Raw genomic sequence first — 26,211 nt, 5'->3', positions numbered from 1 at the left:
ATCAGAAGATCTCCTTGACGCTTTTGCCACGCTTGGCGGCAATGGATTCAGGAGACTGCATTGCTTTCAAACCCTTGAAAGTGGCGTGAACCACGTTTACAGGGTTAGTCGAGCCGTAGCACTTGGCCAGAACGTTCTGAACGCCAGCAACTTCGAGGACAGCACGCATAGCGCCGCCAGCGATGATACCGGTACCTTCAGAAGCAGGCTGCATGTACACCTTCGAAGCGCCGTGAGCGGACTTCATTGCGTACTGCAGAGTGGTGCCGTTCAGATCAACCTGGATCATGTTGCGGCGAGCAGCTTCCATTGCCTTCTGGATCGCAGCAGGCACTTCACGCGACTTGCCACGGCCGAAGCCAACGCGACCCTTACCATCACCAACCACGGTCAACGCGGTGAAAGTGAAGATACGGCCGCCTTTAACGGTTTTGGCTACGCGGTTAACTTGAACCAGCTTCTCGATGTAGCCTTCGTCGCGCTTTTGGTCGTTATTTGACATAACTTAGAACTCCAGCCCAGCTTCACGAGCAGCATCAGCCAGCGCCTTGACGCGGCCGTGGTACTTGAAGCCAGAGCGGTCGAAAGCCACCTGCGAGACGCCAGCGGCTTTAGCACGCGTAGCGACCAGCTGGCCAACCTTAGTGGCCGCGTCGATGTTGCCGGTGGCACCATCACGCAGTTCTTTGTCCAAAGTCGAGGCACTTGCCAGGACTTTGTTGCCGTCGGCCGAAATGACCTGGGCGTAGATGTGCTGCGAAGAGCGGAACACGCAGAGACGCACGACTTCGAGTTCGTGCATTTTCAGGCGTGCTTTGCGAGCGCGACGCAGTCGAGTAACTTTTTTGTCGGTCATTTGCTATGCCCTACTTCTTCTTGGCTTCTTTACGACGGACGACTTCGTCCGCGTAGCGCACACCTTTGCCTTTGTACGGCTCTGGTGGACGGAAGTCGCGGATCTCGGCGGCCACTTGACCTACCAGCTGCTTGTCGATACCCCGGATCAGGATATCGGTCTGGCTAGGAGTCTCAGCGGTGATGCCTTCCGGCAGTTCGTAATCCACTGGGTGCGAGAAGCCGAGAGCCAGGTTCAGCACTGTGCCTTTTGCTTGCGCTTTGTAACCAACACCGACCAGCTGGAGCTTGCGCTCGAAGCCTTGGCTTACGCCTTGGACCATGTTGTTAACCAACGCACGAGTGGTACCAGCCATTGCGCGAGTCTGTTGATCGCCATTGCGAGCAGCAAAACGCAGCTCACCGGCTTCTTCAACGATCTCAACGGACGAATGGATGTTCAGTTCGAGAGTGCCCTTGGCACCCTTTACCGAAAGCTGTTGGCCTGCGAATTTTACTTCGACGCCGGCTGGCAGCTTAACGGGGTTCTTAGCGACGCGAGACATGCTTATCCCCCCTTAGAACACAGTGCAAAGAACTTCGCCGCCGACACCGGCAGCGCGCGCAGCACGATCAGTCATCACACCCTTGTTGGTGGAGACGATAGACACACCGAGACCGCCACGAACTTTTGGCAGATCCTCGACGGACTTGTACTGACGCAGGCCTGGACGGCTAACGCGCTTCACTTCCTCGATGACCGGACGGCCTTCGAAGTACTTCAGCTCGATGGACAGCAGTGGTTTGATTTCGCTGCTGATCTGATAACCCGCGATGTAACCTTCGTCCTTCAGGACTTTGGCTACAGCCACCTTCAACGTGGAAGACGGCATGCTTACGACGGACTTTTCAGCCATCTGGGCATTACGGATTCGAGTTAGCATGTCCGCTAACGGGTCCTGCATACTCATGGGCTAGACGCTCCTAATACAGAAAAATTAGCCTTGCGGCTACTACTTGTCGCCGAGAAACTCCGGGCATAGAAAACACGGGCTCAGGCGAGCCGGTCATTCTAGACACACCCCAGAAATGAATCAAGCCCCAAAAGGGGCTTGATTCAGTTTCAAGGCCACCGATGGTCAGGATCTTGCGATCCCGAACACCGAGACTTTGATAGCACTTACCAGCTGGCTTTAACCAGACCTGGTACGTCACCACGCATTGCCGCTTCACGCAGTTTGTTACGGCCCAGGCCGAACTTGCGGTAAACGCCGTGCGGACGACCAGTCAGGCGGCAGCGGTTACGCATGCGCGAAGCGCTTGCGTCACGTGGCTGCTTCTGCAGTGCTACGGAAGCTTCCCAACGCGCTTCTGGACTTGCGTTCAGATCGACGATGATAGCTTTCAGCGCTGCACGCTTGGTGGCGTACTTGGCAACGGTGAGCTGACGCTTCAGCTCACGGTTTTTCATGCTCTTCTTGGCCATTTTCCTACTCCAATCAGTTGCGGAACGGGAATTTGAAAGCGCGCAGCAGAGCGCGACCTTCATCATCGTTCTTGGCAGTGGTGGTCAGGGTAATGTCCAGACCGCGGAGAGCATCGATCTTGTCGTAATCGATTTCCGGGAAAATGATCTGCTCTTTCACGCCCATGCTGTAGTTACCACGACCATCGAAGGACTTGGCATTCAGGCCGCGGAAGTCGCGAACCCGAGGCAGGGAGATCGACAGCAGACGATCCAGGAATTCGTACATACGCTCACGGCGCAGGGTCACTTTGACGCCGATCGGCCAACCTTCACGGACTTTAAAGCCAGCGATAGATTTGCGAGCGTAGGTCACAACGACTTTCTGGCCGGTGATCTTTTCCAGGTCAGCAACAGCGTGCTCGATGACTTTTTTGTCGCCGATCGCTTCGCCCAGACCCATGTTCAGGGTGATTTTGGTAACGCGCGGAACTTCCATCACGTTCGAAAGCTTAAGTTCTTCCTTAAGTTTCGGTGCGATTTCCTTCCGGTAAATCTCTTTTAGTCGTGCCATGGTCTTCTACCTAGCAGTGTTCAAGCATCAACCGCTTTTTGGGTCGACTTGAAGACACGAATTTTCTTACCTTCTTCTACTTTGAAACCAACGCGGTCAGCCTTGTTGGTTTCGCCGTTGAAGATGGCGACGTTGGAAGCGTGCAGTGGCGCTTCTTTCTCGACGATACCGCCCTGTACGCCCGACATCGGGTTAGGCTTGGTATGACGCTTGACCAGGTTCAGACCACCAACAACCAGACGGTTGTCAGCAAGAACCTTCAGCACCTTACCGCGCTTACCTTTGTCTTTGCCGGCGATCACGATGATCTCGTCGTCACGACGAATCTTTTGCATGTCGGATCTCCTTACAGCACTTCTGGGGCGAGCGAGACGATCTTCATGAACTTCTCAGTACGAAGTTCACGGGTCACTGGCCCAAAGATACGGGTGCCGATCGGCTCTTGCTTGTTGTTCAACAGAACAGCAGCGTTGCCATCAAAGCGGATAATGGAGCCATCAGCACGGCGAACGCCGTGGCGAGTGCGGACTACAACAGCAGTCATCACTTGGCCTTTTTTCACTTTACCGCGAGGAATTGCTTCCTTCACGGTAACTTTGATGATGTCACCGATACCAGCGTAACGACGATGGGAGCCACCCAGCACCTTGATGCACATAACGCGGCGTGCGCCGCTGTTATCGGCCACATCGAGCATGGATTGAGTCTGAATCATATAATTTCTCCGACCCCTAGTCCTTAGACTTCCACAGCGCGTTCGAGAACATCAACCAGTGCCCAAGACTTGGTCTTGGCCAGCGGACGAGTTTCACGAATAGTGACTTTGTCGCCGATGTGGCACTGATTGGTTTCGTCGTGCGCGTGCAGCTTAGTCGAACGCTTAACGTATTTACCGTAGATCGGGTGCTTAACGCGACGCTCGATCAGAACGGTGATGGTCTTGTCCATCTTGTCGCTGACAACACGGCCAGTCAGCGTACGGACAGTTTTTTCGGCTTCAGCCATGATTACTTACCTGCCTGCTGGTTGAGCACAGTCTTCACGCGAGCGATGTCACGTTTAACTTGCGAGAGCAGATGAGACTGCCCCAACTGGCCAGTTGCTTTCTGCATACGCAGATTGAACTGGTCGCGCAGCAGGCCGAGCAGTTGCTCGTTCAGCTGCTGTGCTGATTTTTCACGAAGTTCATTCGCTTTCATCACATCACCGTCCGCTTAACAAAGGAGGTGGCGAGTGGCAGCTTTGCAGCAGCCAGGGCGAACGCCTCACGCGCCAACTCTTCAGAAACACCCTCGATTTCATACAGGACTTTGCCTGGCTGAATCTGGGCAACCCAGTATTCCACGTTACCCTTACCTTTACCCATCCGAACTTCGAGTGGCTTCTTGGTGACAGGCTTGTCCGGGAACACACGGATCCAGATCTTGCCGCCACGTTTTACGTGACGGGTCAGAGCACGACGCGCTGACTCGATCTGACGAGCGGTGAGACGACCACGAGCTACAGACTTCAGCGCGAACTCGCCGAAGCTGACTTTGCTACCGCGCAATGCCAGACCACGGTTGTGGCCAGTCATTTGCTTGCGGAACTTCGTACGCTTTGGTTGCAACATTTGGCGTACCCCTTACTTAGCAGCTTTTTTACGAGGCGCTGGTGCTTGTGGTTTCAGCTCTTCTTGGCGACCACCAATTACTTCGCCTTTGAAGATCCAAACCTTTACACCGATCACACCGTAAGTGGTGTGAGCTTCGTAGTTGGCATAGTCGATGTCGGCACGCAGGGTGTGCAATGGCACACGACCTTCGCGATACCATTCAGTACGTGCGATTTCAGCACCGCCGAGACGACCGCTCACTTGGATTTTGATGCCTTTGGCACCAATGCGCATGGCGTTCTGAACAGCGCGCTTCATAGCGCGACGGAACATTACGCGACGCTCCAGCTGCTGAGCTACGCTCTGCGCAACCAGCATACCGTCGAGCTCCGGCTTGCGGATCTCTTCGATATTGATGTGCACAGGCACACCCATTTGCTTGGTCAGGTCCTGACGCAGTTTCTCAACATCTTCACCTTTCTTCCCGATAACGATACCTGGACGAGCGGTGTGGATGGTGATACGTGCAGTTTGGGCCGGACGATGGATGTCGATACGGCTTACGGACGCGCTTTTTAGTTTGTCTTGGAGATACTCACGCACCTTCAGATCAGCGAACAAGTAGTCCGCATAAGTCCGACCGTCTGCGTACCAGACGGAGGTGTGCTCCTTGACGATTCCCAGGCGAATGCCAATGGGATGTACTTTCTGACCCATCTCTTCGACTCCGTTACTTGTCAGCAACCTTGACAGTGATATGGCAAGACCGCTTGACGATGCGATCAGCACGGCCTTTGGCACGTGGCATGATGCGCTTCAGCGAACGCCCTTCGTTGACGAAAACGGTGCTGACCTTCAGGTCATCAACGTCTGCGCCTTCGTTATGCTCGGCGTTGGCTACGGCCGACTCCAGCACTTTCTTCATGATCTCGGCGGCTTTCTTACTGCTGAAAGCCAACAGGTTGAGCGCTTCGCCCACCTTCTTCCCGCGGATCTGGTCGGCGACCAAGCGGGCTTTCTGGGCGGAGATTCGAGCGCCCGACAACTTAGCGGCTACTTCCATTTCCTAACCCCTTAACGCTTGGCTTTCTTGTCTGCCACGTGCCCGCGATATGTGCGGGTACCGGCGAACTCGCCCAGTTTGTGGCCGACCATGTCTTCGTTCACGAGAACTGGGACGTGCTGACGACCGTTGTGTACTGCGATGGTCAGACCGACCATTTGTGGCAGGATCATCGAACGACGCGACCAGGTTTTCACCGGTTTGCGATCGTTCTTTTCCGCCGCCACTTCGATCTTCTTCAGTAGGTGAAGATCGATAAAAGGACCTTTTTTCAGAGAACGTGGCACTGTCGTATCCCTCTATTTACTTGCGACGACGGACGATCATTTTGTCGGTACGCTTATTACCACGAGTCTTCGCGCCCTTAGTCGGGAAGCCCCATGGCGATACCGGATGACGACCACCAGAGGTACGACCTTCACCACCACCATGTGGGTGGTCAACCGGGTTCATGGCAACACCACGAACGGTTGGGCGAACGCCACGCCAGCGTTTGGCACCAGCTTTACCCAGCGAACGCAGGCTGTGCTCGGAGTTCGAGACTTCGCCCAGGGTCGCACGGCATTCAGCCAGGACTTTACGCATTTCACCAGAGCGCAGACGCAGGGTCACATAGACACCTTCACGAGCGATCAGCTGAGCCGAAGCACCAGCGGAACGAGCGATCTGTGCACCTTTGCCCGGCTTCAGTTCGATGCCGTGAATGGTGCTACCCACTGGGATGTTGCGCAGTTGCAGGGAGTTGCCTGGCTTGATTGGAGCCAGAGCACCTGCGATCAGCTGGTCGCCAGCACTCACGCCTTTAGGGGCGATGATGTAGCGGCGCTCGCCGTCTGCGTAGCACAGCAGTGCGATGTGGGCAGTACGGTTTGGATCGTATTCGATACGCTCGACAGTGGCGACGATGCCATCTTTGTCGTTGCGACGGAAATCGACCATACGGTAATGCTGCTTATGACCACCACCGATGTGACGAGTGGTAATACGGCCATTGTTGTTACGACCACCAGTCTTCGATTTTTTCTCGAGCAGCGGTGCGTGAGGAGCGCCTTTATGCAGCTCCTGGTTGACCACCTTGACCACAAAACGGCGGCCAGGGGAAGTCGGTTTGCATTTAACGATTGCCATGATGCACCCCTTCCTTACTCAGCACTGCTGCTGAAATCGAGATCTTGGCCTGGCTGAAGGGAGATAACTGCCTTCTTCCAGTCATTACGCTTGCCCAGACCGCGAGCAGTGCGCTTGCTCTTACCCAGAACATTCAGGGTAGTAACACGCTCTACTTTCACGCTGAACAGGCTTTCGACGGCCTTCTTGATTTCCAGCTTGGTTGCATCAGTAGCAACCTTGAAAACGAACTGGCCTTTCTTGTCTGCCAGAACCGTAGCCTTCTCGGAAACGTGCGGGCCAAGCAGAACTTTAAATACGCGTTCCTGGTTCATCCCAGCAGCTCCTCGAATTTCTTCACGGCCGACACGGTGATCAACACCTTGTCGTATGCGATCAGACTAACTGGATCGGAACCTTGCACGTCACGCACATCAACGTGTGGCAGGTTACGAGCAGCCAGGTACAGGTTCTGATCAACAGCGTCAGACACGATCAAAACGTCGGTCAGGCTCATGTTGTTCAGTTTGCCCAGCAGGTCTTTGGTTTTCGGCGTTTCAACGGCGAAATCCTGAACCACGACCAGACGATCAGTACGCACCAGCTCAGCAAGGATGGAACGCATTGCTGCGCGATACATCTTCTTGTTCAGCTTCTGGGAGTGATCCTGAGGACGAGCTGCGAAAGTGGTACCGCCGCCACGCCAGATTGGGCTACGGATAGTACCGGCACGAGCACGGCCAGTACCTTTCTGACGCCAAGGGCGCTTACCGCCACCAGAAACGTCGGAACGGGTCTTTTGCTGCTTGCTACCTTGACGGCCGCCGGCCATGTAGGCCACGACTGCTTGGTGAACCAGCGTCTCGTTGAATTCGCCGCCAAATGTCAGTTCGGAAACTTCGATCGCTTGAGCGTCATTTACATTTAATTGCATGTCAGCTTCCCCTTAACCGCGAGCCTTGGCTGCTGGACGTACAACCAGGTTGCCGCCAGTAGCGCCAGGAACAGCACCCTTGACCAACAACAGATTGCGTTCAGCGTCCACGCGCACTACTTCCAGGGACTGCACGGTCACGCGCTCAGCGCCCATATGACCGGACATTTTCTTGCCCTTGAATACACGACCAGGAGTCTGGCACTGGCCGATAGAGCCTGGGACGCGGTGGGATACGGAGTTACCGTGGGTGTTATCTTGCCCGCGGAAATTCCAACGCTTGATCGTACCCTGGAAGCCTTTACCCTTGGACTGACCGGTTACATCAACCAGTTGACCAGCGGCGAAGATTTCAGCGTTGATCAGATCGCCGGCCTGGTACTCGCCTTCTTCAAGGCGGAATTCCATTACGGTACGACCAGCGGCAACGTTCGCTTTAGCGAAGTGGCCAGCCTGAGCTGCTGTTACACGCGAAGCACGACGCTCGCCGACAGTGACTTGCACTGCACGATAGCCATCGGTCTCTTCAGTTTTGAACTGGGTGACGCGATTCGGCTCGATCTCAATGACCGTGACCGGAATGGAGACACCTTCTTCGGTGAAAATACGGGTCATACCGCATTTACGACCGACTACACCAATAGTCATGTTGTAAACCTCATGAGTGTACGGGGCTTTCACCCGCTATGGCCGCCCATTTCAGAGCGTTACACGACTAAGACCGAGTCTTAGCCGAGGCTGATCTGCACTTCCACACCGGCCGCAAGATCAAGCTTCATAAGTGCATCAACGGTTTTATCCGTTGGCTGGACGATGTCCAGAACGCGCTTATGAGTACGGATCTCGTACTGGTCACGCGCGTCTTTGTTGACGTGCGGGGAGACCAGAACGGTGAACCGCTCTTTACGGGTAGGCAGTGGAATTGGACCACGCACTTGAGCACCAGTACGTTTCGCGGTTTCCACGATTTCCTGGGTGGATTGGTCGATCAGACGATGGTCAAAAGCCTTCAACCTGATACGGATTTGCTGATTTTGCATTGGATTTCAGACTCCGGCTGCTATTCCCACCGGGCGCACTGCGCCCGTTAAAAGGAGGCGCAATTCTATAGACGCCCCAGATAGGTGTCAACCCAATAAAAAAACCCCCGCTGAGCGGGGGCTTTTTCAACTCATCGAAACTTACTCGATGACTTTGGCTACGACGCCAGCGCCGACGGTACGACCGCCTTCACGGATAGCGAAACGCAGACCATCTTCCATCGCGATGGTTTTGATCAGAGTGACAGTCATCTGGATGTTGTCACCTGGCATTACCATTTCAACGCCTTCTGGCAGCTCGCAGTTACCGGTCACGTCAGTAGTACGGAAGTAGAACTGTGGACGGTAGCCTTTGAAGAACGGAGTATGACGACCGCCTTCTTCCTTGCTCAGAACGTAAACTTCTGCGGTGAACTTGGTGTGCGGCTTGACGGTGCCTGGCTTGACCAGAACCTGGCCACGCTCAACGTCGTCACGCTTGGTGCCTCGCAGCAGAACGCCGCAGTTCTCGCCAGCACGACCTTCGTCGAGCAGCTTGCGGAACATTTCAACGCCGGTGCAGGTAGTTTTCTGAGTATCGCGCAGACCAACGATCTCAACTTCTTCCTGGATGCGGACGATGCCACGCTCAACACGACCAGTCACAACAGTACCACGACCCGAGATCGAGAATACGTCTTCGATTGGCATCAGGAACGGCTTGTCGATTGCACGCTCTGGTTCTGGGATGTAGCTGTCCAGAGTCTCAACCAACTTCTTGACGGCAGTGGTGCCCATCTCGTTGTCGTCTTGACCGTTCAGAGCCATCAGCGCCGAACCGATGATGATCGGAGTGTCGTCACCTGGGAAGTCGTAAGTGCTCAGCAGATCGCGCACTTCCATCTCAACCAGTTCCAGCAGCTCAGCGTCGTCTACCATGTCAGCCTTGTTCAGGAAGACAACGATGTACGGAACGCCTACCTGACGGGACAGCAGGATGTGCTCACGGGTTTGTGGCATCGGACCATCAGCGGCCGAGCAAACCAGGATAGCACCGTCCATCTGGGCAGCACCGGTGATCATGTTTTTTACGTAGTCGGCGTGACCTGGGCAGTCAACGTGTGCGTAGTGACGCACGGCCGAATCGTATTCAACGTGAGCGGTGTTGATGGTGATACCGCGAGCTTTTTCTTCTGGAGCGCTGTCGATCTTGTCGAAGTCAACCTTGGCCGAACCGAAAACTTCGGAGCAAACGCGGGTCAGAGCAGCGGTCAGAGTGGTTTTACCGTGGTCAACGTGACCGATGGTGCCAACGTTGACGTGCGGTTTGTTACGTTCAAATTTTTCTTTAGCCACGACAATTAACTCCTTGCCTAAAGGGCTGAATCAGCCTTGTTTTTTGGTAACAGATTCGACGATGTGCGTCGGAGCTGTATCGTATTTTTTGAATTCCATAGAGTAGCTTGCGCGACCCTGGGACATGGAACGAACGTCGGTCGCATAACCGAACATCTCACCCAGCGGAACCTCGGCGCGAATTACCTTGCCGGATACCGTGTCTTCCATACCCTGGATCATGCCACGACGACGGTTAAGGTCGCCCATCACATCACCCATATAGTCTTCAGGCGTAACAACCTCTACCGCCATGATCGGCTCGAGCAGCTCACCACCACCTTTGGTAGCCAGTTGCTTGGTCGCCATGGAAGCAGCCACCTTAAACGCCATCTCGTTGGAGTCGACGTCGTGGTAAGAACCATCGAACACGGTAGCCTTCAGGCCGATCAGCGGATAGCCGGCGACAACGCCGTTCTTCATCTGCTCTTCGATACCCTTCTGGATAGCCGGGATGTATTCCTTAGGAACCACACCACCTACAACTTCGTTCACGAATTGCAGACCTTCCTGACCTTCGTCAGCAGGCGCAAAACGGATCCAGCAGTGACCGAACTGGCCACGACCGCCGGACTGACGAACGAACTTGCCTTCGATTTCGCAGTTCTTCGTGATGCGCTCACGATAGGAAACCTGAGGCTTGCCGATGTTGGCTTCGACGTTGAACTCACGGCGCATCCGGTCAACCAGGATGTCCAGGTGCAGCTCGCCCATGCCGGAGATGATCGTCTGACCAGTCTCTTCATCGGTTTTAACGCGGAAAGAAGGGTCTTCCTGAGCAAGTTTGCCCAGAGCGATACCCATTTTTTCCTGGTCATCCTTGGTCTTAGGCTCTACGGCAACCGAAATAACCGGCTCCGGGAAGTCCATGCGAACCAGGATGATTGGCTTGTCAGCGTTGCACAAGGTTTCACCGGTGGTGACGTCCTTCATGCCGATCAAGGCCGCGATGTCGCCAGCGCGCACTTCCTTGATTTCTTCACGGGCGTTTGCGTGCATTTGCACCATACGACCCACGCGCTCTTTCTTGCCTTTAACCGAGTTGATAACGCCGTCGCCGGAGTTCAACACGCCCGAGTAAACTCGAACGAAGGTCAAGGTACCCACGAATGGGTCGGTAGCGATCTTGAACGCCAGAGCCGCGAAAGGCTCGTTGTCGTCTGCGTGACGCTCCATTTCCTTTTCCTCGTCATCCGGGTCGGTACCCTTGATGGCAGGAATGTCGGTTGGTGCAGGCAGGAAGTCGATAACGGCGTCGAGAACCAGGGGAACACCCTTGTTCTTGAAGGAAGAACCGCAAACAGCCAGAACGATTTCACCAGCGATAGTACGCTGACGCAGAGCGCCCTTGATTTCCGCGATGGTGAGTTCTTCACCTTCGAGGTACTTGTTCATCAGCTCTTCGCTGGCTTCGGCCGCAGCCTCAACCATGTTGCTGCGCCACTCTTCAGCCAGCTCCTGCAACTCGGCAGGGATAGCTTCACGACGAGGCGTCATGCCTTTGTCGGCATCGTTCCAGTAGACAGCTTGCATGTTGATCAGATCGATCTGACCCTGGAAGTTGTCTTCAGAACCGATGGCCAACTGGATTGGCACCGGGGTATGACCCAGACGCTGCTTGATCTGACCGATCACGCGCAGGAAGTTGGCACCAGCACGGTCCATCTTGTTGACGTAAACAAGACGTGGAACGCCGTATTTGTTGGCTTGACGCCATACGGTTTCCGACTGAGGCTCAACACCCGAAGTACCGCAGAACACAACGACCGCGCCGTCGAGTACACGCAGGGAACGCTCAACTTCAATGGTGAAGTCTACGTGGCCCGGGGTGTCAATGACGTTGAAGCGGTATTGATCTTTGTGCTGCTTCTCGGAACCCTGCCAGAAGGCGGTAATGGCAGCAGAAGTAATGGTAATACCACGCTCCTGCTCCTGCACCATCCAGTCTGTGGTCGCGGCGCCGTCATGCACCTCGCCCATCTTGTGACTTTTGCCAGTGTAAAAAAGGACGCGCTCGGTGGTGGTGGTTTTACCAGCATCCACGTGGGCAACGATACCGATGTTACGGTAGCGATTAATCGGAGTAGTACGAGCCATAAAGCCCTCGCAAAATTAGTGACGCTAAAATTAGAAGCGGTAGTGCGAGAAAGCTTTGTTAGCTTCAGCCATACGGTGCACGTCTTCACGCTTCTTAACTGCAGCACCTTTACCTTCAGCAGCGTCCAACAGTTCGCCAGCCAAACGCAGGGCCATAGACTTCTCGCCGCGCTTACGGGCGAAGTCTACCAACCAGCGCATTGCCAGGGCGTTACGACGGGACGGACGAACTTCGACCGGAACCTGGTAAGTAGCACCGCCTACACGGCGCGACTTCACTTCGACCAGCGGAGCGATGGCGTCGAGAGCTTTCTCGAAGATTTCCAGGGGATCGCTGTTCTTGCGTTCTTTAACCTTCTCCAGCGCGCCATAAACGATACGCTCGGCAACGGCTTTCTTGCCGCTTTCCATCACGTGGTTCATGAACTTGGCCAGGATTTGGCTTCCGTATTTTGGATCGTCAAGCACTTCGCGCTTGGCTGCTACGCGTCTTCTTGGCATGGATAAGCCCTCAAACGGTCTTCAGGTTCGCTCGGAATCGGTGCCCTTGCGGGACGCCTCCGACCTTACTCTTATCGACTCAGAAAATAGAAATCAGTTTTTTGCAACAAACGACCGATTACTTCGGACGCTTGGTACCGTACTTCGAACGACCCTGGTTACGGCCTTTAACGCCCGAAGTATCCAGAGAGCCGCGAACGGTGTGGTAACGAACACCTGGCAAGTCTTTTACACGACCGCCACGGATCAATACCACGCTGTGCTCTTGCAGGTTGTGGCCTTCACCGCCGATGTACGAGGAAACCTCGAAACCGTTGGTCAGACGCACACGGCATACTTTACGCAGTGCCGAGTTAGGTTTTTTCGGCGTGGTGGTATACACACGGGTGCATACGCCACGACGTTGCGGGCAGTTCTGCAGCGCAGGCACGTCGGATTTCTCGACGATACGCTTACGCGGCTGACGTACCAGCTGGTTGATAGTTGCCATCTACTAGCTCCACTGTTGTCTTGCGACGCTATTGTCTTGCAAGAAAAGCAAAATGGCAGGAACGAGTTCCCGCCAAATTTAGGGGTACAAGAGTCTAAAGAGGATCTTGTCCCCAGTCAAGACAAGGCCCCGACCTCCCCGCCCATCCAACCTCGACATTTTGTCTCGATTCGACGAGCGGGGCCGCCAGGGCCCCACCCTTGTTTATCGCAGAACTCAGTTACCGCTCGAGTTCAGCGCTTCGGTCAGTGCAGCTTCCACTTCACTGGCGCTTACGCGCAACGGTTTGTCTGCATCACGGCGGCGCTTGCGCTCGCTGTGATAAGCCAGACCGGTACCCGCCGGGATCAGACGACCCACGACCACGTTTTCTTTCAGGCCGCGCAGGTAATCGCGCTTGCCGGTGACTGCCGCTTCGGTCAGTACACGGGTGGTTTCCTGGAAGGAAGCCGCCGAGATGAACGATTCGGTCGACAACGACGCCTTGGTGATACCCAGCAGAACGCGAGTGAACTTGGAGACAAATTTGTCTTCGCCGCTCAAGCGCTCGTTCTCTACCAGTACGTGAGTCAGTTCCATCTGGTCGCCCTTGATGAAACTGGAATCGCCGGATTCAGCGATTTCAACTTTACGCAGCATCTGACGCAGGATGGTCTCGATGTGCTTATCGTTGATCTTCACGCCTTGCAGACGGTAAACGTCCTGGATCTCGTTAACGATGTACTTGGCCAGCGCACTCACACCCAGCAGACGCAGGATGTCGTGTGGATCGCTTGGGCCGTCGGAGATAACTTCGCCGCGGTTCACTTGTTCGCCTTCGAAGACGTTCAGGTGACGCCACTTCGGAATCAGCTCTTCATACGGATCGGTACCGTCGTTCGGGGTAATAACCAGACGGCGCTTGCCTTTGGTCTCTTTACCGAACGCGATGGTGCCGCTGACTTCAGCCAGAATCGACGCTTCTTTCGGACGACGAGCTTCGAACAAGTCGGCAACACGCGGCAAACCACCGGTGATGTCACGGGTCTTCGAAGTTTCTTGCGGGATACGAGCGATAACATCACCGATCGCGATCTTCGCACCATCCGCGACACCGACCAGGGCGTTGGCTGGCAGGAAGTACTGAGCGATTACGTCAGTGCCTGGCAGCAACAGATCCTTGCCGTTGTCATCGACCATCTTCACCGCAGGACGGATGTCCTTGCCGGCAGCCGGACGGTCTTTGGCGTCGAGTACTTCAATGTTGGTCATACCGGTCAATTCGTCAGTCTGACGCTTGATCGTGATGCCTTCTTCCATGCCCACGTAGGTCACGGTACCTTTCATTTCGGTAACGATCGGGTGAGTGTGCGGATCCCACTTGGCCACGATGGCGCCAGCGTCGACCTTGTCACCTTCTTTAACCGAAATCACAGCACCGTACGGCAGCTTGTAGCGCTCGCGCTCACGACCGAAGTCATCAGCGATGGCCAGCTCACCAGAACGGGACACAGCAACCAGGTGACCATCCACTCGCTCAACGTGCTTCAGGTTGTGCAGACGGACGGTACCGCCATTCTTCACCTGAACGCTGTCGGCTGCGGAGGTCCGGCTTGCCGCACCACCGATGTGGAACGTACGCATCGTCAGCTGGGTACCCGGCTCACCGATGGACTGGGCAGCGATAACGCCGACCGCTTCACCGATGTTCACCTGGTGACCACGAGCCAGATCACGGCCGTAGCACTTGGCGCAAATGCCATAGCGGGTTTCGCAGCTGATCGGCGAACGCACGATCACTTCGTCGATGCTGTTCAGCTCGATGAACTCAACCCACTTCTCGTCTACCAGGGTGCCGGCAGGAACGATAACGTCCTCGGTACCTGGCTTGAATACGTCACGGGCAATCACACGACCCAATACGCGCTCACCCAACGGCTCTACAACGTCACCGCCTTCAATGTGCGGCGTCATCAGCAGACCGTGTTCGGTGCCGCAATCGATCTCGGTTACGACCAGATCCTGCGCCACGTCTACCAGACGACGAGTCAGGTAACCGGAGTTCGCCGTTTTCAACGCGGTATCCGCCAGACCTTTACGAGCACCGTGAGTGGAGATGAAGTACTGAAGTACGCTCAAACCTTCACGGAAGTTCGCAGTAATCGGCGTTTCAATGATGGAACCGTCCGGCTTGGCCATCAGGCCACGCATACCGGCGAGCTGACGGATCTGCGCAGCAGAACCCCGTGCGCCCGAGTCGGCCATCATGTACATCGAGTTGAAGGATTCCTGGTCAACTTCGTCGCCATGACGGTCGATGACTTTCTCTTTCGAGAGGTTGGCCATCATCGCCTTGGAGACTTCGTCGTTCGCCTTGGACCAAAGGTCGATCACTTTGTTGTACTTCTCGCCCTGAGTTACCAGGCCGGAGGCGTACTGACTTTCGATCTCTTTCACTTCGTCGGTAGCAGCACCGATGATGCGGGCTTTTTCATCCGGGATAACGAAGTCGTTAACACCGATGGAAACGCCGGAAATGGTCGAATAGGCAAAACCGGTGTACATCAACTGGTCAGCGAAGATCACGGTCTCTTTCAAACCAACCACGCGATAGCACTGGTTGATCAGCTTGGAGATCGCCTTTTTCTTCATCGGCTGGTTGACGACGTCGTACGACAGGCCAGGTGGAACAACCTGGAACAACAGCGCACGGCCGACAGTGGTGTCGACGATACGAGTGTTCTTGACGCTGCCACCATCACGATCGTTGACGGTTTCGTTGATCCGCACTTTGACCTTGGCGTGCAGTGCGGCTTCGCCAGCACGGAACACACGGTCAACTTCTTGCAGATCCGCGAACACACGACCTTCGCCCTTGGCGTTGATCGCTTCACGAGTCATGTAGTACAGACCCAATACAACGTCCTGCGACGGAACGATGATTGGCTCACCGTTGGCTGGCGACAGAATGTTGTTGGTCGACATCATCAACGCACGCGCTTCGAGCTGGGCTTCCAGTGTCAGCGGTACGTGCACGGCCATTTGGTCGCCGTCGAAGTCGGCGTTGTACGCGGCGCAGACCAGCGGGTGCAGCTGGATAGCCTTACCTTCGATCAGTACCGGCTCAAACGCCTGGATACCCAGACGGTGAAGGGTCGGTGCACGGTTGAGGAGCACTGGGTGTTCGCGAATCACTTCAGCGAGAACGTCCCAAACCTCTGGCAGCTCGCGCTCGACCATCTTCTTGGCAGCTTTGATGGTGGTCGCGAGACCACGCATTTCCAGCTTGCCGAAAATGAACGGCTTGAACAGCTCGAGAGCCATTTTCTTCGGCAGACCGCACTGGTGCAGACGCAGGGTCGGACCTACGGTAATTACCGAACGACCGGAGTAGTCAACACGCTTACCGAGCAAGTTCTGACGGAAACGACCTTGCTTACCCTTGATCATGTCAGCCAGGGATTTCAGAGGACGCTTGTTGGAACCGGTGATAGCGCGGCCACGACGACCGTTGTCGAGCAAGGCGTCGACAGCTTCCTGCAACATACGCTTTTCGTTGCGCACGATGATGTCCGGAGCGGACAGATCAAGCAGGCGCTTCAAGCGGTTGTTACGGTTGATCACTCGACGATACAAATCGTTGAGGTCGGAAGTCGCGAAGCGACCGCCATCAAGCGGGACCAGTGGACGCAGATCTGGCGGCAGAACCGGCAGAACGGTCAGCACCATCCACTCTGGCAGGTTGCCGGAACCCTGGAAGGCTTCCATCAACTTCAGACGCTTGGACAGCTTCTTGATCTTGGTTTCGGAGTTGGTTTGCGGAATTTCTTCACGCAGGCGGCCAATCTCGTGCTCCAGGTCGATAGCGTGCAGCAGTTCGCGGACAGCTTCGGCACCCATGCGGGCATCGAAATCGTCGCCGAACTCTTCCAGCGCTTCGAAATACTGCTCGTCATTGAGCAGCTGACCTTTTTCAAGGGTGGTCATGCCTGGATCGATAACGACATAGCTCTCGAAGTAGAGAACGCGTTCGATATCACGCAGGGTCATGTCCATCAGCAAGCCGATACGGGACGGCAGCGACTTCAGGAACCAGATGTGGGCAACTGGCGAGGCCAGTTCGATGTGCGCCATGCGCTCACGACGAACTTTTGCCAGCGCGACTTCAACGCCGCACTTCTCGCAGATCACACCACGATGCTTCAAGCGCTTGTACTTACCGCACAGGCACTCGTAATCCTTTACCGGGCCAAAGATCTTGGCGCAGAACAGGCCGTCACGCTCAGGTTTGAACGTACGGTAGTTGATGGTTTCCGGCTTTTTAACTTCACCGAACGACCACGAACGGATCATCTCAGGCGATGCCAATCCGATACGGATGGCGTCGAACTCTTCGACTTGACCCTGGTTTTTCAGCAAATTCAGTAGGTCTTTCAAGGCCTTTCCTCCTGGCGGAGCAGAGAGCGGGCAATCCTGCCCCGCTCTCGATTCGCGTCACGTGTTATTCGGTTTCCAGATCGATATCGATGCCGAGGGAACGAATTTCCTTGATCAACACGTTGAAGGACTCGGGCATGCCCGGCTCCATACGGTGATCGCCATCCACGATGTTTTTGTACATCTTGGTACGGCCGTTCACATCGTCCGACTTCACTGTGAGCATTTCTTGCAGAGTGTAAGCGGCACCGTATGCTTCCAGTGCCCAGACCTCCATCTCCCCGAAACGCTGACCACCGAACTGCGCCTTACCACCCAGCGGTTGCTGGGTAACCAGGCTGTACGAACCGGTAGAACGAGCGTGCATCTTGTCGTCTACCAAGTGGTTCAGCTTCAGCATGTACATGTAGCCAACGGTTACCGGGCGCTCGAACTTGTTGCCGGTACGGCCGTCGGTCAGCTGCATCTGGCCGCTTTCTGGCAGGTCCGCCAGTTTCAGCATGGCCTTGATTTCGCTTTCCTTGGCACCGTCGAACACTGGAGTGGCCATCGGTACGCCACCGCGCAGATTCTTCGCCAGATCCAGGATTTCCTGGTCGGAGAAGTCGTCAAGGCTCTCTTGACGCCCGCCGATCTCGTTATAGATCTCGTGCAGGAACTTGCGTAGCTCGGCAACCTTGCGCTGCTCTTCGATCATACGGTTGATCTTCTCACCCAGACCTTTGGCCGCGAGGCCCAGATGGGTTTCAAGGATCTGACCAACGTTCATACGCGAAGGTACGCCCAACGGGTTGAGGACGACGTCGACCGGGGTGCCATTGGCATCGTGCGGCATGTCTTCAACCGGCATGATCACGGAGACCACACCTTTGTTACCGTGGCGACCGGCCATCTTGTCGCCCGGCTGGATGCGGCGACGGATTGCCAGGTAAACCTTGACGATTTTCAGCACGCCTGGAGCCAGGTCATCGCCCTGCTGCAGTTTGCGCTTCTTGTCTTCGAACTTGTCGTCCAGCAGACGGCGACGATCAACGATGTAGGCCTGAGCCTTCTCGAGTTGCTCGTTCAGAGCATCTTCAGCCATGCGCAGTTTGAACCACTGGCCGTGCTCAAGACCGTCCAGCACTTCGTCGGTGATGTCCTGACCTTTCTTCAGACCGGCGCCGCCTTCGGCTTTGTGGCCGACCAGAGCGGAACGCAGACGTTCGAAAGTGGCCCCTTCAACGATACGGAACTCTTCGTTCAGGTCCTTGCGGATCTCGTCGAGCTGGGTCTTCTCGATCGACAGTGCACGAGCATCACGCTCGACGCCGTCACGGGTGAAGACCTGTACGTCGATGACAGTACCCTTGGTACCGGTAGGTACGCGCAGGGAGGTGTCTTTAACGTCGCTGGCTTTTTCACCGAAGATCGCGCGCAACAGCTTCTCTTCCGGAGTCAGTTGAGTCTCGCCTTTCGGAGTGACCTTACCAACCAGGATGTCGCCAGCGCCAACTTCAGCACCTACGTAAACGATACCGGCTTCGTCCAGCTTGTTCAGTGCAGCTTCACCCACGTTAGGGATGTCTGCAGTGATTTCCTCTGGCCCAAGCTTGGTGTCACGTGCCACACAGGTCAGTTCCTGGATGTGGATCGTGGTGAAACGGTCTTCTTGAACAACGCGTTCCGACAGGCAGATGGAGTCTTCGAAGTTGAAGCCGTTCCATGCCATGAAGGCGATGCGCATGTTCTGACCCAGAGCCAGCTCACCCATATCGGTGGACGGACCGTCGGCCATGATGTCGCTACGCTGAACCCGATCACCCTTACGCACCAGCGGACGCTGGTTGATGCAGGTGTTCTGGTTGGAGCGGGTGTATTTGGTCAGGTTGTAGATGTCGACACCAGCTTCGCCGGTTTCAACTTCGTCATCAGCAACACGAACCACGATACGGCTGGCATCGACGGAGTCGATCACGCCGCCACGACGAGCCACGACGCAAACGCCGGAGTCACGGGCTACGTTACGCTCCATGCCGGTACCGACCAGCGGCTTGTCAGCGCGCAGGGTTGGTACAGCTTGACGCTGCATGTTCGAACCCATCAACGCACGGTTGGCGTCGTCGTGCTCGAGGAACGGGATCAGCGACGCTGCGACCGAAACTACCTGCTTCGGCGATACGTCCATCAAGGTGACGTCTTCCGGCGCCTTGACGGTGAACTCGTTCAAGTGACGAACAGCTACCAGCTCGTCGATCAGGACTTTCTTGTCGTTCATCGTGGCCGAAGCCTGAGCGATCACGTGATCAGCTTCTTCGATGGCGGACAGGAACACGATCTCGTCGGTAACCAGGGCGTCTTTCACCACGCGGTACGGGCTCTCGAGGAAGCCGTACTGGTTGGTGCGCGCATAGGCCGCCAGGGAGTTGATCAGACCGATGTTCGGACCTTCCGGCGTTTCAATCGGGCAGACACGACCGTAGTGAGTCGGGTGTACGTCACGAACCTCAAAGCCGGCACGCTCACGAGTCAGACCGCCAGGGCCGAGTGCAGAAACACGGCGCTTGTGGGTGATCTCGGACAGCGGGTTGTTCTGGTCCATGAACTGGGACAGTTGGCTGGAACCGAAGAACTCTTTCACCGCCGCAGCCACTGGCTTGGCGTTGATCAGGTCTTGCGGCATCAGGCCTTCGCTTTCAGCCATCGACAGACGCTCTTTGACCGCACGTTCAACACGTACCAGGCCAACGCGGAACTGGTTCTCGGCCATTTCGCCTACGCAGCGAACACGACGGTTACCCAGGTGGTCGATGTCATCGACGATGCCTTTACCGTTACGGATGTCGACCAGGGTCTTCAATACCGCGACGATGTCTTCCTTGCACAACACGCCCGAACCTTCGATCTCGGTACGACCGATACGACGGTTGAACTTCATCCGGCCGACCGCAGACAGGTCGTAGCGCTCAGGGCTGAAGAACAGGTTGTTGAACAGGGTCTCGGCAGCGTCTTTGGTTGGCGGCTCGCCTGGACGCATCATGCGATAGATTTCGACCAGCGCTTCCAGTTGGTTGCTGGTGGAATCGATCTTCAGGGTGTCGGAGACGAACGGACCGCAATCGATATCGTTGGTGTACAGAGTTTCGATGCGAACAACCTGGGATTTGGCGATTTTCGCCAGGATCTCGGTGTTCAGCTCGGTGTTGCACTCTGCCAGGATTTCGCCGGTTGCCGGATGCACGATGACCTTGGCGGTGGTGCGACCCAGGACGTAGTCCAGAGGCACTTCCAGCTCTTTGATCCCGGCTTTTTCCAGCTGGTTGATGTGGCGAGCGGTGATACGACGACCCTGCTCGACAATAACCTTGCCTTTGTCATCCTGAATATCGAGGACAGCGATTTCACCGCGCAGGCGCTGAGGCACCAGCTCCAGGCTCAGGTTTTCACCTTTCACGTGGAATACGTTGGTGGTGTAGAACGCGTCCAGCACTTCTTCAGTGGTGTAACCGAGCGCGCGCAGCAGTACCGATGCAGGCAGCTTGCGACGACGGTCGATACGCACGAATACGCAGTCCTTCGGGTCGAACTCGAAGTCCAGCCACGAACCGCGGTAAGGAATGATCCGCGCGGAGTACAGCAGTTTACCGGAGCTGTGCGTCTTGCCACGGTCGTGGTCGAAGAACACGCCCGGGGAACGGTGCAGCTGGGAAACGATTACACGCTCGGTACCGTTGATTACGAAGGTACCGTTCTCAGTCATCAGGGGGATTTCACCCATGTAGACTTCTTGCTCTTTGATGTCCTTGATCGCTTTGTTCGACGATTCTTTGTCGAAAATGATCAGGCGCACTTTTACCCGCAAAGGTACGGCGTAAGTTACACCGCGCAATACGCATTCTTTGACATCAAATGCCGGTTCGCCCAGGCGATAACCGACGTACTCCAGCGCAGCATTGCCGGAGTAGCTGATGATCGGGAAAACGGATTTGAAGGCCGCATGCAGGCCCACGTCGCGGAACTGATCTTTAGTCGCTCCCGCTTGCAAGAATTCACGATACGAATCCAGCTGGATGGCCAGGAGGTACGGCACATCCATGACGTCCGGCAACTTGCTAAAGTCCTTGCGGATACGTTTTTTCTCAGTATATGAGTAAGCCATCAGCGTTCCCCAGCTTGGTCACCTGCTTGTTTGGCCCCTCCCGACGGGAGCAGCCAGAAAATCGTGCAAACCCCATGGTTTGCGCCACCACATCGGATGGTTACAGCACGTTATCGGCGCCGACCCAGTCGGCCGCCAATAACGGAAAAAGGCCGGTGGCAAGAGCCACCAGCCATCAGCCTTTCGCTTAACGCTCGGGCTGGAGACGCAAAGTCGATGCTTACTTCAGCTCGACTTTAGCGCCTGCTTCTTCCAGAGCTGCTTTGGCTTTGTCAGCTGCGTCTTTGGCAACAGCTTCCAGAACCATGGCAGGAGCGCCGTCAACTACAGCCTTGGCTTCTTTCAGGCCCAGACCGGTCAGTTCACGTACAGCCTTAATCACGTTAACTTTCTTCTCGCCAGCTTCGGTCAGCATGACGTTGAATTCGGTTTGCTCTTCAACAACAGCGGCAGCAGCAGCTGGACCTGCCGATGCAGCAGCAGCGGTAACACCGAATTTTTCTTCGAAAGCTTTGATCAGCTCAACAACCTGGATAACCGACATTTCAGCTACGGCGTTGAGGATATCGTCTTGAGAGATAGACATGACTCTAATTCCTGATTTGGGGACGGCCTACGCGACCATCGAAATAAACAAAAAAGCGCGAAAGGAAGTGCTCAGCCTTAGGCTGCAACAGCTTCTTTTTGGTCGCGAATAGCCGCCAGAGTACGAGCCAATTTGCTGGTAGCGCCTTGGATCACGCTCATCAGCTGAGAAATTGCTTCGTCGCGGGTCGGCAGAGTTGCCAGCACGTCGATTTGGTTAGCTGCGAGGAACTTGCCCTCGAACGCAGCTGCCTTGATCTCGAACTTGTCCTGACCTTTAGCGAACTCTTTGAACAAACGGGCAGCAGCGCCTGGATGTTGGTTGGAGAACGCGATCAAGGTCGGGCCAGTGAACACGTCGTTGAGAACACTGTATTCAGTGTCAGCAACAGCGCGCTTGAGCAGGGTGTTACGTACAACACGTACGTAAACGCCAGCTTCACGAGCCTCTTTACGGAGTCCGGTCATCGCGCCTACTGTTACGCCACGGGCATCAGCCACGACAGCGGACAGAGCGACTTTGGCAGCCTCGTTGACTTCAGCGACGATGGCCTTCTTGTCTTCGAGTTTAATTGCCACGGGTTTAACTCCTGCTTGTTACCGTTTCATCTGGCCTGAGCCTGATGTCGTTTTGGTGTCTGATTCGGTAAGGAACCGGGAGCACCATCTGCGTAGGCTTGAGGTTTAAGACTTGCGTCGCCTACGGTCTTGGATAGCCCCCGCCAGGCAGGGACCCCAATCTTTCAATTGGCGCGATCACTCACGCCAACATGTTACTTATACGTCCAGCGAGCCTTGGTCGATGACCAGACCTGGGCCCATAGTGGTGCTCAGGGTTACGCGCTTGACGTAGATACCTTTCGAGGAAGCTGGCTTGATACGCTTCAGATCAGCGATCAGGGCTTCAACGTTTTCCTTCAGCTTGGTGGCGTCGAAGCCAACCTTGCCAACGGAAGTGTGGATGATGCCGTTTTTGTCGGTGCGATAACGAACCTGACCAGCCTTGGCGTTTTTAACCGCGGTAGCTACGTCTGGAGTCACGGTGCCGACTTTAGGGTTAGGCATCAGACCACGTGGACCGAGGATCTGACCCAACTGACCCACAACGCGCATTGCATCCGGGGATGCGATAACCACGTCATAGTTCAGGTCGCCGCCTTTCATTTCGGCAGCCAGGTCGTCCATGCCTACGCGATCAGCGCCAGCAGCCAGAGCAGCTTCAGCTGCCGGGCCCTGGGTGAACACAGCAACGCGAACAGTCTTGCCAGTGCCGTGTGGCAGCACAGTAGCGCTACGAACAACCTGGTCAGATTTACGCGGGTCAACACCCAGGTTTACAGCGACGTCTACCGACTCGCTGAACTTGACAGTCGACAGCTCGGTCAGGAGAGCAGCAGCGTCAACGAAGCTGTAGGCTTTACCCGCTTCGATTTTGCCGGCGATAGCCTTTTGGCGCTTGGTCAGCTTAGCCATTACACACCCTCCACGTTAAGGCCCATGCTACGAGCAGAACCGGCGATAGTACGCACGGCTGCTTCCATATCAGCTGCAGTCAGATCCGCGTTTTTGGTTTTCGCGATTTCTTCCAGCTGAGCACGAGTTACAGTGCCAACCTTAACGGTGTTTGGACGAGCGGAACCGCTAGTCAGACCAGCAGCCTTCTTCAGCAGAACCGAAGCAGGGGTCGACTTGGTTTCGAACGTGAAGCTACGGTCGCTGTAGACAGTGATGATCACTGGAGTCGGCAGACCAGCTTCAAGACCCTGAGTACGGGCGTTGAAAGCCTTGCAGAATTCCATGATGTTCACGCCGTGCTGACCCAGGGCCGGACCAACAGGTGGGCTTGGGTTAGCCTGAGCGGCCTTCACTTGCAGCTTGATGTAAGCGGTAATCTTCTTGGCCATGAGGCACTCCAATTACGGGTTCAAACGCCTCGAGAGGCTCCCCGGTTACTTGCGCGTTTATCCCAGTGACGACAAAACCCCACAGCCTAGGGCTGCGGGGTTGGGATGCTTGTTCGGCTAGACCTTTTCGACCTGGCTGAACTCTAGCTCTACCGGAGTAGAGCGACCGAAAATGAGCACCGCCACTTGGATCCGGCTCTTTTCGTAGTTAACTTCTTCGACCGTGCCATTGAAATCGGCAAACGGACCGTCGGTAACACGAACCACTTCGCCTGGCTCGAACAACGTCTTCGGCTTCGGCTTGTCGCTACCATCAGCAACGCGACGCAGAATCGCTTCTGCTTCTTTATCAGTAATTGGTGCCGGCTTATCAGCGGTACCGCCGATAAAGCCCATCACACGAGGAGTGTCCTTGACCAAGTGCCAAGTACCCTCGTTCATATCCATCTGGACCAGCACATAGCCAGGGAAGAACTTACGCTCGCTTTTGCGCTTCTGGCCATTACGCATTTCAACCACTTCTTCAGTGGGAACCAGAATTTCGCCGAAGCCATCTTCCATGCCAGCCAGCTTTACGCGCTCTACCAGCGAGCGCATTACATGCTTCTCGTAACCCGAGTAAGCATGCACAACATACCAACGCTTAGCCACGGGACACCCTTAGCCGACAATCAAGGAAACAAGCCAGCCGAGCAGGGAATCAAGACCCCACAACAGCAACGCCATAACCAGAACAACAGCCACCACAATCAGGGTGGTCTGCGTGGTTTCTTGGCGAGTTGGCCAAACGACTTTACGAATCTCGGTGCGAGCTTCCTTAACCAGTACAAAGAAAGACTTGCCCTTCGCCGTCTGCAGGCCTACAAAGGCAGCTACAGCAGCAATAGCAAGCAAAGCGAGTACACGGTACAGGATCGGCGAAGCAGAGTAATACTGATTGCCAACAACGCCAACAACCACCAAAGCAGCTACCACTAGCCACTTAAGCAGATCGAAGCGAGAGCCTTGAGCTTCAGCTTTAGGAGTCATCTATGAAGATCCTGTGAAAAGAAAGCCAGACACACTGAGTGAATCTGGCAGGTCAGGAGGGAATCGAACCCCCAACCTACGGTTTTGGAGACCGTCGCTCTGCCAATTGAGCTACTGACCTAAAACAAAATCAGGCCGACCATTATGCCGGCCCGAAAAAGACATTACAACAACTTACTCGATGACTTTGGCTACGACACCAGCGCCGACGGTACGACCGCCCTCACGGATAGCGAAACGCAGGCCATCTTCCATCGCGATGGTTTTGATCAGAGTGACAGTCATCTGGATGTTGTCACCTGGCATTACCATTTCAACGCCTTCTGGCAGCTCGCAGTTACCAGTCACGTCAGTTGTACGGAAGTAGAACTGTGGACGGTAGCCTTTGAAGAACGGAGTATGACGACCGCCTTCTTCCTTGCTCAGAACGTAAACCTCTGCGGTGAACTTGGTGTGCGGCTTGACGGTGCCTGGCTTGACCAGAACCTGGCCACGCTCAACGTCGTCACGCTTGGTGCCGCGCAGCAGAACGCCACAGTTCTCGCCAGCACGACCTTCGTCGAGCAGCTTGCGGAACATTTCAACGCCGGTACAGGTAGTTTTCTGAGTATCGCGCAGACCAACGATCTCAACCTCCTCCTGAATGCGGACGATGCCACGCTCAACACGACCAGTCACAACAGTACCGCGACCCGAGATCGAGAATACGTCTTCGATTGGCATCAGGAACGGCTTGTCGATTGCACGCTCTGGCTCTGGAATGTAGCTGTCCAGAGTCTCAACCAACTTCTTGACGGCAGTGGTACCCATCTCGTTGTCGTCTTGACCGTTCAGAGCCATCAGCGCCGAACCGATGATGATCGGAGTGTCGTCACCTGGGAAGTCGTAAGTGCTCAGCAGATCGCGCACTTCCATCTCAACCAGCTCCAGCAGCTCAGCGTCGTCTACCATGTCAGCCTTGTTCAGGAAGACAACGATGTACGGAACGCCTACCTGACGGGACAGCAGGATGTGCTCACGGGTTTGTGGCATCGGACCATCAGCGGCCGAGCAAACCAGGATAGCG

At 55.4% G+C, this 26,211-nt stretch carries 32 protein-coding genes and 1 tRNA gene; all 33 read right to left on the bottom strand.

Annotated features, from left to right (window positions below):
• Window position 1: 1 nt before the first annotated feature.
• Complete coding sequence (gene rpsE / locus CKW29_RS19225; protein WP_003186035.1) at window positions 2–502, bottom strand: 30S ribosomal protein S5; 501 nt, start codon at window positions 500–502, stop codon at window positions 2–4.
• A 3-nt stretch (window positions 503–505) separates the two neighbouring features.
• Window positions 506–856 carry a 50S ribosomal protein L18 gene (rplR, locus tag CKW29_RS19220; RefSeq protein WP_003186037.1) on the bottom strand — a complete coding sequence of 117 codons (351 nt, stop codon included), beginning with the start codon at window positions 854–856 and terminating at the stop codon, window positions 506–508.
• Between the two features lie 10 nt (window positions 857–866).
• Complete coding sequence (gene rplF, locus CKW29_RS19215) at window positions 867–1,400, bottom strand: 50S ribosomal protein L6 (RefSeq protein WP_007896774.1); 534 nt, start codon at window positions 1,398–1,400, stop codon at window positions 867–869.
• 12 nt (window positions 1,401–1,412) lie between these two features.
• Window positions 1,413–1,805 carry a 30S ribosomal protein S8 gene (rpsH, locus tag CKW29_RS19210; protein WP_017848802.1) on the bottom strand — a complete coding sequence of 131 codons (393 nt, stop codon included), beginning with the start codon at window positions 1,803–1,805 and terminating at the stop codon, window positions 1,413–1,415.
• Between the two features lie 209 nt (window positions 1,806–2,014).
• On the bottom strand, window positions 2,015–2,320 hold the full coding sequence (gene rpsN / locus CKW29_RS19205) for a 30S ribosomal protein S14 (RefSeq protein ID WP_093426479.1): 306 nt from the start codon (window positions 2,318–2,320) through the stop codon (window positions 2,015–2,017).
• A 13-nt stretch (window positions 2,321–2,333) separates the two neighbouring features.
• Window positions 2,334–2,873, bottom strand: coding sequence for a 50S ribosomal protein L5 (rplE, locus tag CKW29_RS19200; protein ID WP_003210069.1), 540 nt, complete (start codon window positions 2,871–2,873; stop codon window positions 2,334–2,336).
• Window positions 2,874–2,893: 20 nt separating this feature from the next.
• Window positions 2,894–3,208 (bottom strand): 50S ribosomal protein L24, encoded by a 315-nt coding sequence (gene rplX, locus CKW29_RS19195; protein WP_042561341.1) that lies wholly within the window; start codon window positions 3,206–3,208, stop codon window positions 2,894–2,896.
• 11 nt (window positions 3,209–3,219) lie between these two features.
• Complete coding sequence (gene rplN, locus CKW29_RS19190; protein WP_002555479.1) at window positions 3,220–3,588, bottom strand: 50S ribosomal protein L14; 369 nt, start codon at window positions 3,586–3,588, stop codon at window positions 3,220–3,222.
• A 23-nt stretch (window positions 3,589–3,611) separates the two neighbouring features.
• Window positions 3,612–3,878: a 30S ribosomal protein S17 gene (rpsQ, locus tag CKW29_RS19185; protein WP_003176419.1), complete on the bottom strand. Its 267-nt coding sequence runs from the start codon at window positions 3,876–3,878 to the stop codon at window positions 3,612–3,614.
• A 2-nt stretch (window positions 3,879–3,880) separates the two neighbouring features.
• Complete coding sequence (gene rpmC / locus CKW29_RS19180; protein ID WP_002555481.1) at window positions 3,881–4,072, bottom strand: 50S ribosomal protein L29; 192 nt, start codon at window positions 4,070–4,072, stop codon at window positions 3,881–3,883.
• A complete protein-coding gene (gene rplP / locus CKW29_RS19175; protein ID WP_003186052.1) occupies window positions 4,072–4,485 on the bottom strand; it encodes a 50S ribosomal protein L16 in 414 nt (137 codons plus the stop codon). Before rplP ends, rpmC begins: the two co-directional genes overlap by 1 nt.
• 12 nt (window positions 4,486–4,497) lie before the next feature.
• Window positions 4,498–5,184 carry a 30S ribosomal protein S3 gene (gene rpsC, locus CKW29_RS19170; protein ID WP_003176422.1) on the bottom strand — a complete coding sequence of 229 codons (687 nt, stop codon included), beginning with the start codon at window positions 5,182–5,184 and terminating at the stop codon, window positions 4,498–4,500.
• 13 nt (window positions 5,185–5,197) lie between these two features.
• Window positions 5,198–5,530, bottom strand: a complete 333-nt coding sequence (gene rplV, locus CKW29_RS19165; RefSeq protein WP_003103908.1) for a 50S ribosomal protein L22 — start codon at window positions 5,528–5,530, stop codon at window positions 5,198–5,200.
• 11 nt (window positions 5,531–5,541) lie between these two features.
• Window positions 5,542–5,817: a 30S ribosomal protein S19 gene (rpsS, locus tag CKW29_RS19160; RefSeq protein ID WP_002555486.1), complete on the bottom strand. Its 276-nt coding sequence runs from the start codon at window positions 5,815–5,817 to the stop codon at window positions 5,542–5,544.
• 16 nt (window positions 5,818–5,833) lie between these two features.
• The gene (rplB, locus tag CKW29_RS19155; RefSeq protein ID WP_095147403.1) at window positions 5,834–6,658 is read right to left on the bottom strand and encodes a 50S ribosomal protein L2; all 825 of its coding nucleotides are present in this window, start codon (window positions 6,656–6,658) and stop codon (window positions 5,834–5,836) included.
• A gap of 14 nt (window positions 6,659–6,672) precedes the next feature.
• Window positions 6,673–6,972: a 50S ribosomal protein L23 gene (rplW, locus tag CKW29_RS19150; RefSeq protein ID WP_002555488.1), complete on the bottom strand. Its 300-nt coding sequence runs from the start codon at window positions 6,970–6,972 to the stop codon at window positions 6,673–6,675.
• A complete protein-coding gene (gene rplD, locus CKW29_RS19145) occupies window positions 6,969–7,571 on the bottom strand; it encodes a 50S ribosomal protein L4 (protein WP_007924200.1) in 603 nt (200 codons plus the stop codon). Before rplD ends, rplW begins: the two co-directional genes overlap by 4 nt.
• A gap of 12 nt (window positions 7,572–7,583) precedes the next feature.
• Window positions 7,584–8,219: a 50S ribosomal protein L3 gene (gene rplC / locus CKW29_RS19140; RefSeq protein ID WP_003186059.1), complete on the bottom strand. Its 636-nt coding sequence runs from the start codon at window positions 8,217–8,219 to the stop codon at window positions 7,584–7,586.
• Window positions 8,220–8,299: 80 nt separating this feature from the next.
• The gene (gene rpsJ / locus CKW29_RS19135; RefSeq protein WP_003186070.1) at window positions 8,300–8,611 is read right to left on the bottom strand and encodes a 30S ribosomal protein S10; all 312 of its coding nucleotides are present in this window, start codon (window positions 8,609–8,611) and stop codon (window positions 8,300–8,302) included.
• A 141-nt stretch (window positions 8,612–8,752) separates the two neighbouring features.
• On the bottom strand, window positions 8,753–9,946 hold the full coding sequence (gene tuf / locus CKW29_RS19130) for an elongation factor Tu (protein ID WP_003186103.1): 1,194 nt from the start codon (window positions 9,944–9,946) through the stop codon (window positions 8,753–8,755).
• Between the two features lie 30 nt (window positions 9,947–9,976).
• Window positions 9,977–12,082 carry an elongation factor G gene (fusA, locus tag CKW29_RS19125; protein ID WP_095147404.1) on the bottom strand — a complete coding sequence of 702 codons (2,106 nt, stop codon included), beginning with the start codon at window positions 12,080–12,082 and terminating at the stop codon, window positions 9,977–9,979.
• Between the two features lie 30 nt (window positions 12,083–12,112).
• On the bottom strand, window positions 12,113–12,583 hold the full coding sequence (gene rpsG, locus CKW29_RS19120) for a 30S ribosomal protein S7 (protein WP_002555493.1): 471 nt from the start codon (window positions 12,581–12,583) through the stop codon (window positions 12,113–12,115).
• 118 nt (window positions 12,584–12,701) lie between these two features.
• On the bottom strand, window positions 12,702–13,073 hold the full coding sequence (gene rpsL / locus CKW29_RS19115) for a 30S ribosomal protein S12 (RefSeq protein WP_003186084.1): 372 nt from the start codon (window positions 13,071–13,073) through the stop codon (window positions 12,702–12,704).
• A gap of 216 nt (window positions 13,074–13,289) precedes the next feature.
• Window positions 13,290–17,489 (bottom strand): DNA-directed RNA polymerase subunit beta', encoded by a 4,200-nt coding sequence (rpoC, locus tag CKW29_RS19110; RefSeq protein WP_095147405.1) that lies wholly within the window; start codon window positions 17,487–17,489, stop codon window positions 13,290–13,292.
• A gap of 64 nt (window positions 17,490–17,553) precedes the next feature.
• A complete protein-coding gene (gene rpoB, locus CKW29_RS19105; protein WP_095147406.1) occupies window positions 17,554–21,627 on the bottom strand; it encodes a DNA-directed RNA polymerase subunit beta in 4,074 nt (1,357 codons plus the stop codon).
• A 220-nt stretch (window positions 21,628–21,847) separates the two neighbouring features.
• Window positions 21,848–22,213: a 50S ribosomal protein L7/L12 gene (gene rplL / locus CKW29_RS19100; RefSeq protein ID WP_095147407.1), complete on the bottom strand. Its 366-nt coding sequence runs from the start codon at window positions 22,211–22,213 to the stop codon at window positions 21,848–21,850.
• 77 nt (window positions 22,214–22,290) lie between these two features.
• Window positions 22,291–22,791: a 50S ribosomal protein L10 gene (gene rplJ, locus CKW29_RS19095; RefSeq protein WP_095147408.1), complete on the bottom strand. Its 501-nt coding sequence runs from the start codon at window positions 22,789–22,791 to the stop codon at window positions 22,291–22,293.
• Window positions 22,792–22,989: 198 nt separating this feature from the next.
• Window positions 22,990–23,685 carry a 50S ribosomal protein L1 gene (gene rplA, locus CKW29_RS19090; RefSeq protein WP_095147409.1) on the bottom strand — a complete coding sequence of 232 codons (696 nt, stop codon included), beginning with the start codon at window positions 23,683–23,685 and terminating at the stop codon, window positions 22,990–22,992.
• A complete protein-coding gene (gene rplK, locus CKW29_RS19085; protein ID WP_095147410.1) occupies window positions 23,685–24,116 on the bottom strand; it encodes a 50S ribosomal protein L11 in 432 nt (143 codons plus the stop codon). Before rplK ends, rplA begins: the two co-directional genes overlap by 1 nt.
• A 117-nt stretch (window positions 24,117–24,233) precedes the next feature.
• Window positions 24,234–24,767, bottom strand: coding sequence for a transcription termination/antitermination protein NusG (gene nusG, locus CKW29_RS19080; protein ID WP_003186097.1), 534 nt, complete (start codon window positions 24,765–24,767; stop codon window positions 24,234–24,236).
• Window positions 24,768–24,776: 9 nt separating this feature from the next.
• On the bottom strand, window positions 24,777–25,145 hold the full coding sequence (gene secE, locus CKW29_RS19075; protein ID WP_095147411.1) for a preprotein translocase subunit SecE: 369 nt from the start codon (window positions 25,143–25,145) through the stop codon (window positions 24,777–24,779).
• Window positions 25,146–25,190: 45 nt separating this feature from the next.
• A tRNA-Trp gene (locus tag CKW29_RS19070) sits at window positions 25,191–25,266 on the bottom strand.
• A gap of 53 nt (window positions 25,267–25,319) precedes the next feature.
• A partial coding sequence (gene tuf, locus CKW29_RS19065; RefSeq protein WP_095148935.1) for an elongation factor Tu occupies window positions 25,320–26,211 on the bottom strand: 892 nt, incomplete at its 5' end.

Origin of the sequence: Pseudomonas sp. Irchel s3a18 (genome assembly GCF_900187535.1) — a bacterium.
Taxonomy (GTDB): domain Bacteria; phylum Pseudomonadota; class Gammaproteobacteria; order Pseudomonadales; family Pseudomonadaceae; genus Aquipseudomonas.
The sequence above is the reverse complement of the archived record's forward strand: the minus strand, read 5'-3'. Positions and strand labels throughout refer to the sequence as shown.

Excerpts from the sequence above, each read along its gene's own strand:
- rplF (WP_007896774.1), bottom strand. The coding sequence starts at position 1,400 with ATGTCTCGCGTCGCTAAGAACCCCGTTAAGCTGCCAGCCGGCGTCGAA.
- rplE (WP_003210069.1), bottom strand. The coding sequence starts at position 2,873 with ATGGCACGACTAAAAGAGATTTACCGGAAGGAAATCGCACCGAAACTT.
- rpsH (WP_017848802.1), bottom strand. The coding sequence starts at position 1,805 with ATGAGTATGCAGGACCCGTTAGCGGACATGCTAACTCGAATCCGTAAT.
- rplV (WP_003103908.1), bottom strand. The coding sequence starts at position 5,530 with ATGGAAGTAGCCGCTAAGTTGTCGGGCGCTCGAATCTCCGCCCAGAAA.
- rplX (WP_042561341.1), bottom strand. The coding sequence starts at position 3,208 with ATGCAAAAGATTCGTCGTGACGACGAGATCATCGTGATCGCCGGCAAA.
- rpsE (WP_003186035.1), bottom strand. The coding sequence starts at position 502 with ATGTCAAATAACGACCAAAAGCGCGACGAAGGCTACATCGAGAAGCTG.
- rplC (WP_003186059.1), bottom strand. The coding sequence starts at position 8,219 with ATGACTATTGGTGTAGTCGGTCGTAAATGCGGTATGACCCGTATTTTC.
- rplK (WP_095147410.1), bottom strand. The coding sequence starts at position 24,116 with ATGGCCAAGAAGATTACCGCTTACATCAAGCTGCAAGTGAAGGCCGCT.
- rpoB (WP_095147406.1), bottom strand. The coding sequence starts at position 21,627 with ATGGCTTACTCATATACTGAGAAAAAACGTATCCGCAAGGACTTTAGC.
- rpmC (WP_002555481.1), bottom strand. The coding sequence starts at position 4,072 with ATGAAAGCGAATGAACTTCGTGAAAAATCAGCACAGCAGCTGAACGAG.
- rpsG (WP_002555493.1), bottom strand. The coding sequence starts at position 12,583 with ATGCCAAGAAGACGCGTAGCAGCCAAGCGCGAAGTGCTTGACGATCCA.
- rpsN (WP_093426479.1), bottom strand. The coding sequence starts at position 2,320 with ATGGCCAAGAAGAGCATGAAAAACCGTGAGCTGAAGCGTCAGCTCACC.
- rplP (WP_003186052.1), bottom strand. The coding sequence starts at position 4,485 with ATGTTGCAACCAAAGCGTACGAAGTTCCGCAAGCAAATGACTGGCCAC.
- rplW (WP_002555488.1), bottom strand. The coding sequence starts at position 6,972 with ATGAACCAGGAACGCGTATTTAAAGTTCTGCTTGGCCCGCACGTTTCC.
- rplL (WP_095147407.1), bottom strand. The coding sequence starts at position 22,213 with ATGTCTATCTCTCAAGACGATATCCTCAACGCCGTAGCTGAAATGTCG.
- rplB (WP_095147403.1), bottom strand. The coding sequence starts at position 6,658 with ATGGCAATCGTTAAATGCAAACCGACTTCCCCTGGCCGCCGTTTTGTG.
- rplA (WP_095147409.1), bottom strand. The coding sequence starts at position 23,685 with ATGGCTAAGCTGACCAAGCGCCAAAAGGCTATCGCCGGCAAAATCGAA.
- fusA (WP_095147404.1), bottom strand. The coding sequence starts at position 12,082 with ATGGCTCGTACTACTCCGATTAATCGCTACCGTAACATCGGTATCGTT.
- secE (WP_095147411.1), bottom strand. The coding sequence starts at position 25,145 with ATGACTCCTAAAGCTGAAGCTCAAGGCTCTCGCTTCGATCTGCTTAAG.
- rplN (WP_002555479.1), bottom strand. The coding sequence starts at position 3,588 with ATGATTCAGACTCAATCCATGCTCGATGTGGCCGATAACAGCGGCGCA.
- rpsJ (WP_003186070.1), bottom strand. The coding sequence starts at position 8,611 with ATGCAAAATCAGCAAATCCGTATCAGGTTGAAGGCTTTTGACCATCGT.
- rplD (WP_007924200.1), bottom strand. The coding sequence starts at position 7,571 with ATGCAATTAAATGTAAATGACGCTCAAGCGATCGAAGTTTCCGAACTG.
- rpsQ (WP_003176419.1), bottom strand. The coding sequence starts at position 3,878 with ATGGCTGAAGCCGAAAAAACTGTCCGTACGCTGACTGGCCGTGTTGTC.
- rplR (WP_003186037.1), bottom strand. The coding sequence starts at position 856 with ATGACCGACAAAAAAGTTACTCGACTGCGTCGCGCTCGCAAAGCACGC.
- rpsC (WP_003176422.1), bottom strand. The coding sequence starts at position 5,184 with ATGGGTCAGAAAGTACATCCCATTGGCATTCGCCTGGGAATCGTCAAG.
- rpsL (WP_003186084.1), bottom strand. The coding sequence starts at position 13,073 with ATGGCAACTATCAACCAGCTGGTACGTCAGCCGCGTAAGCGTATCGTC.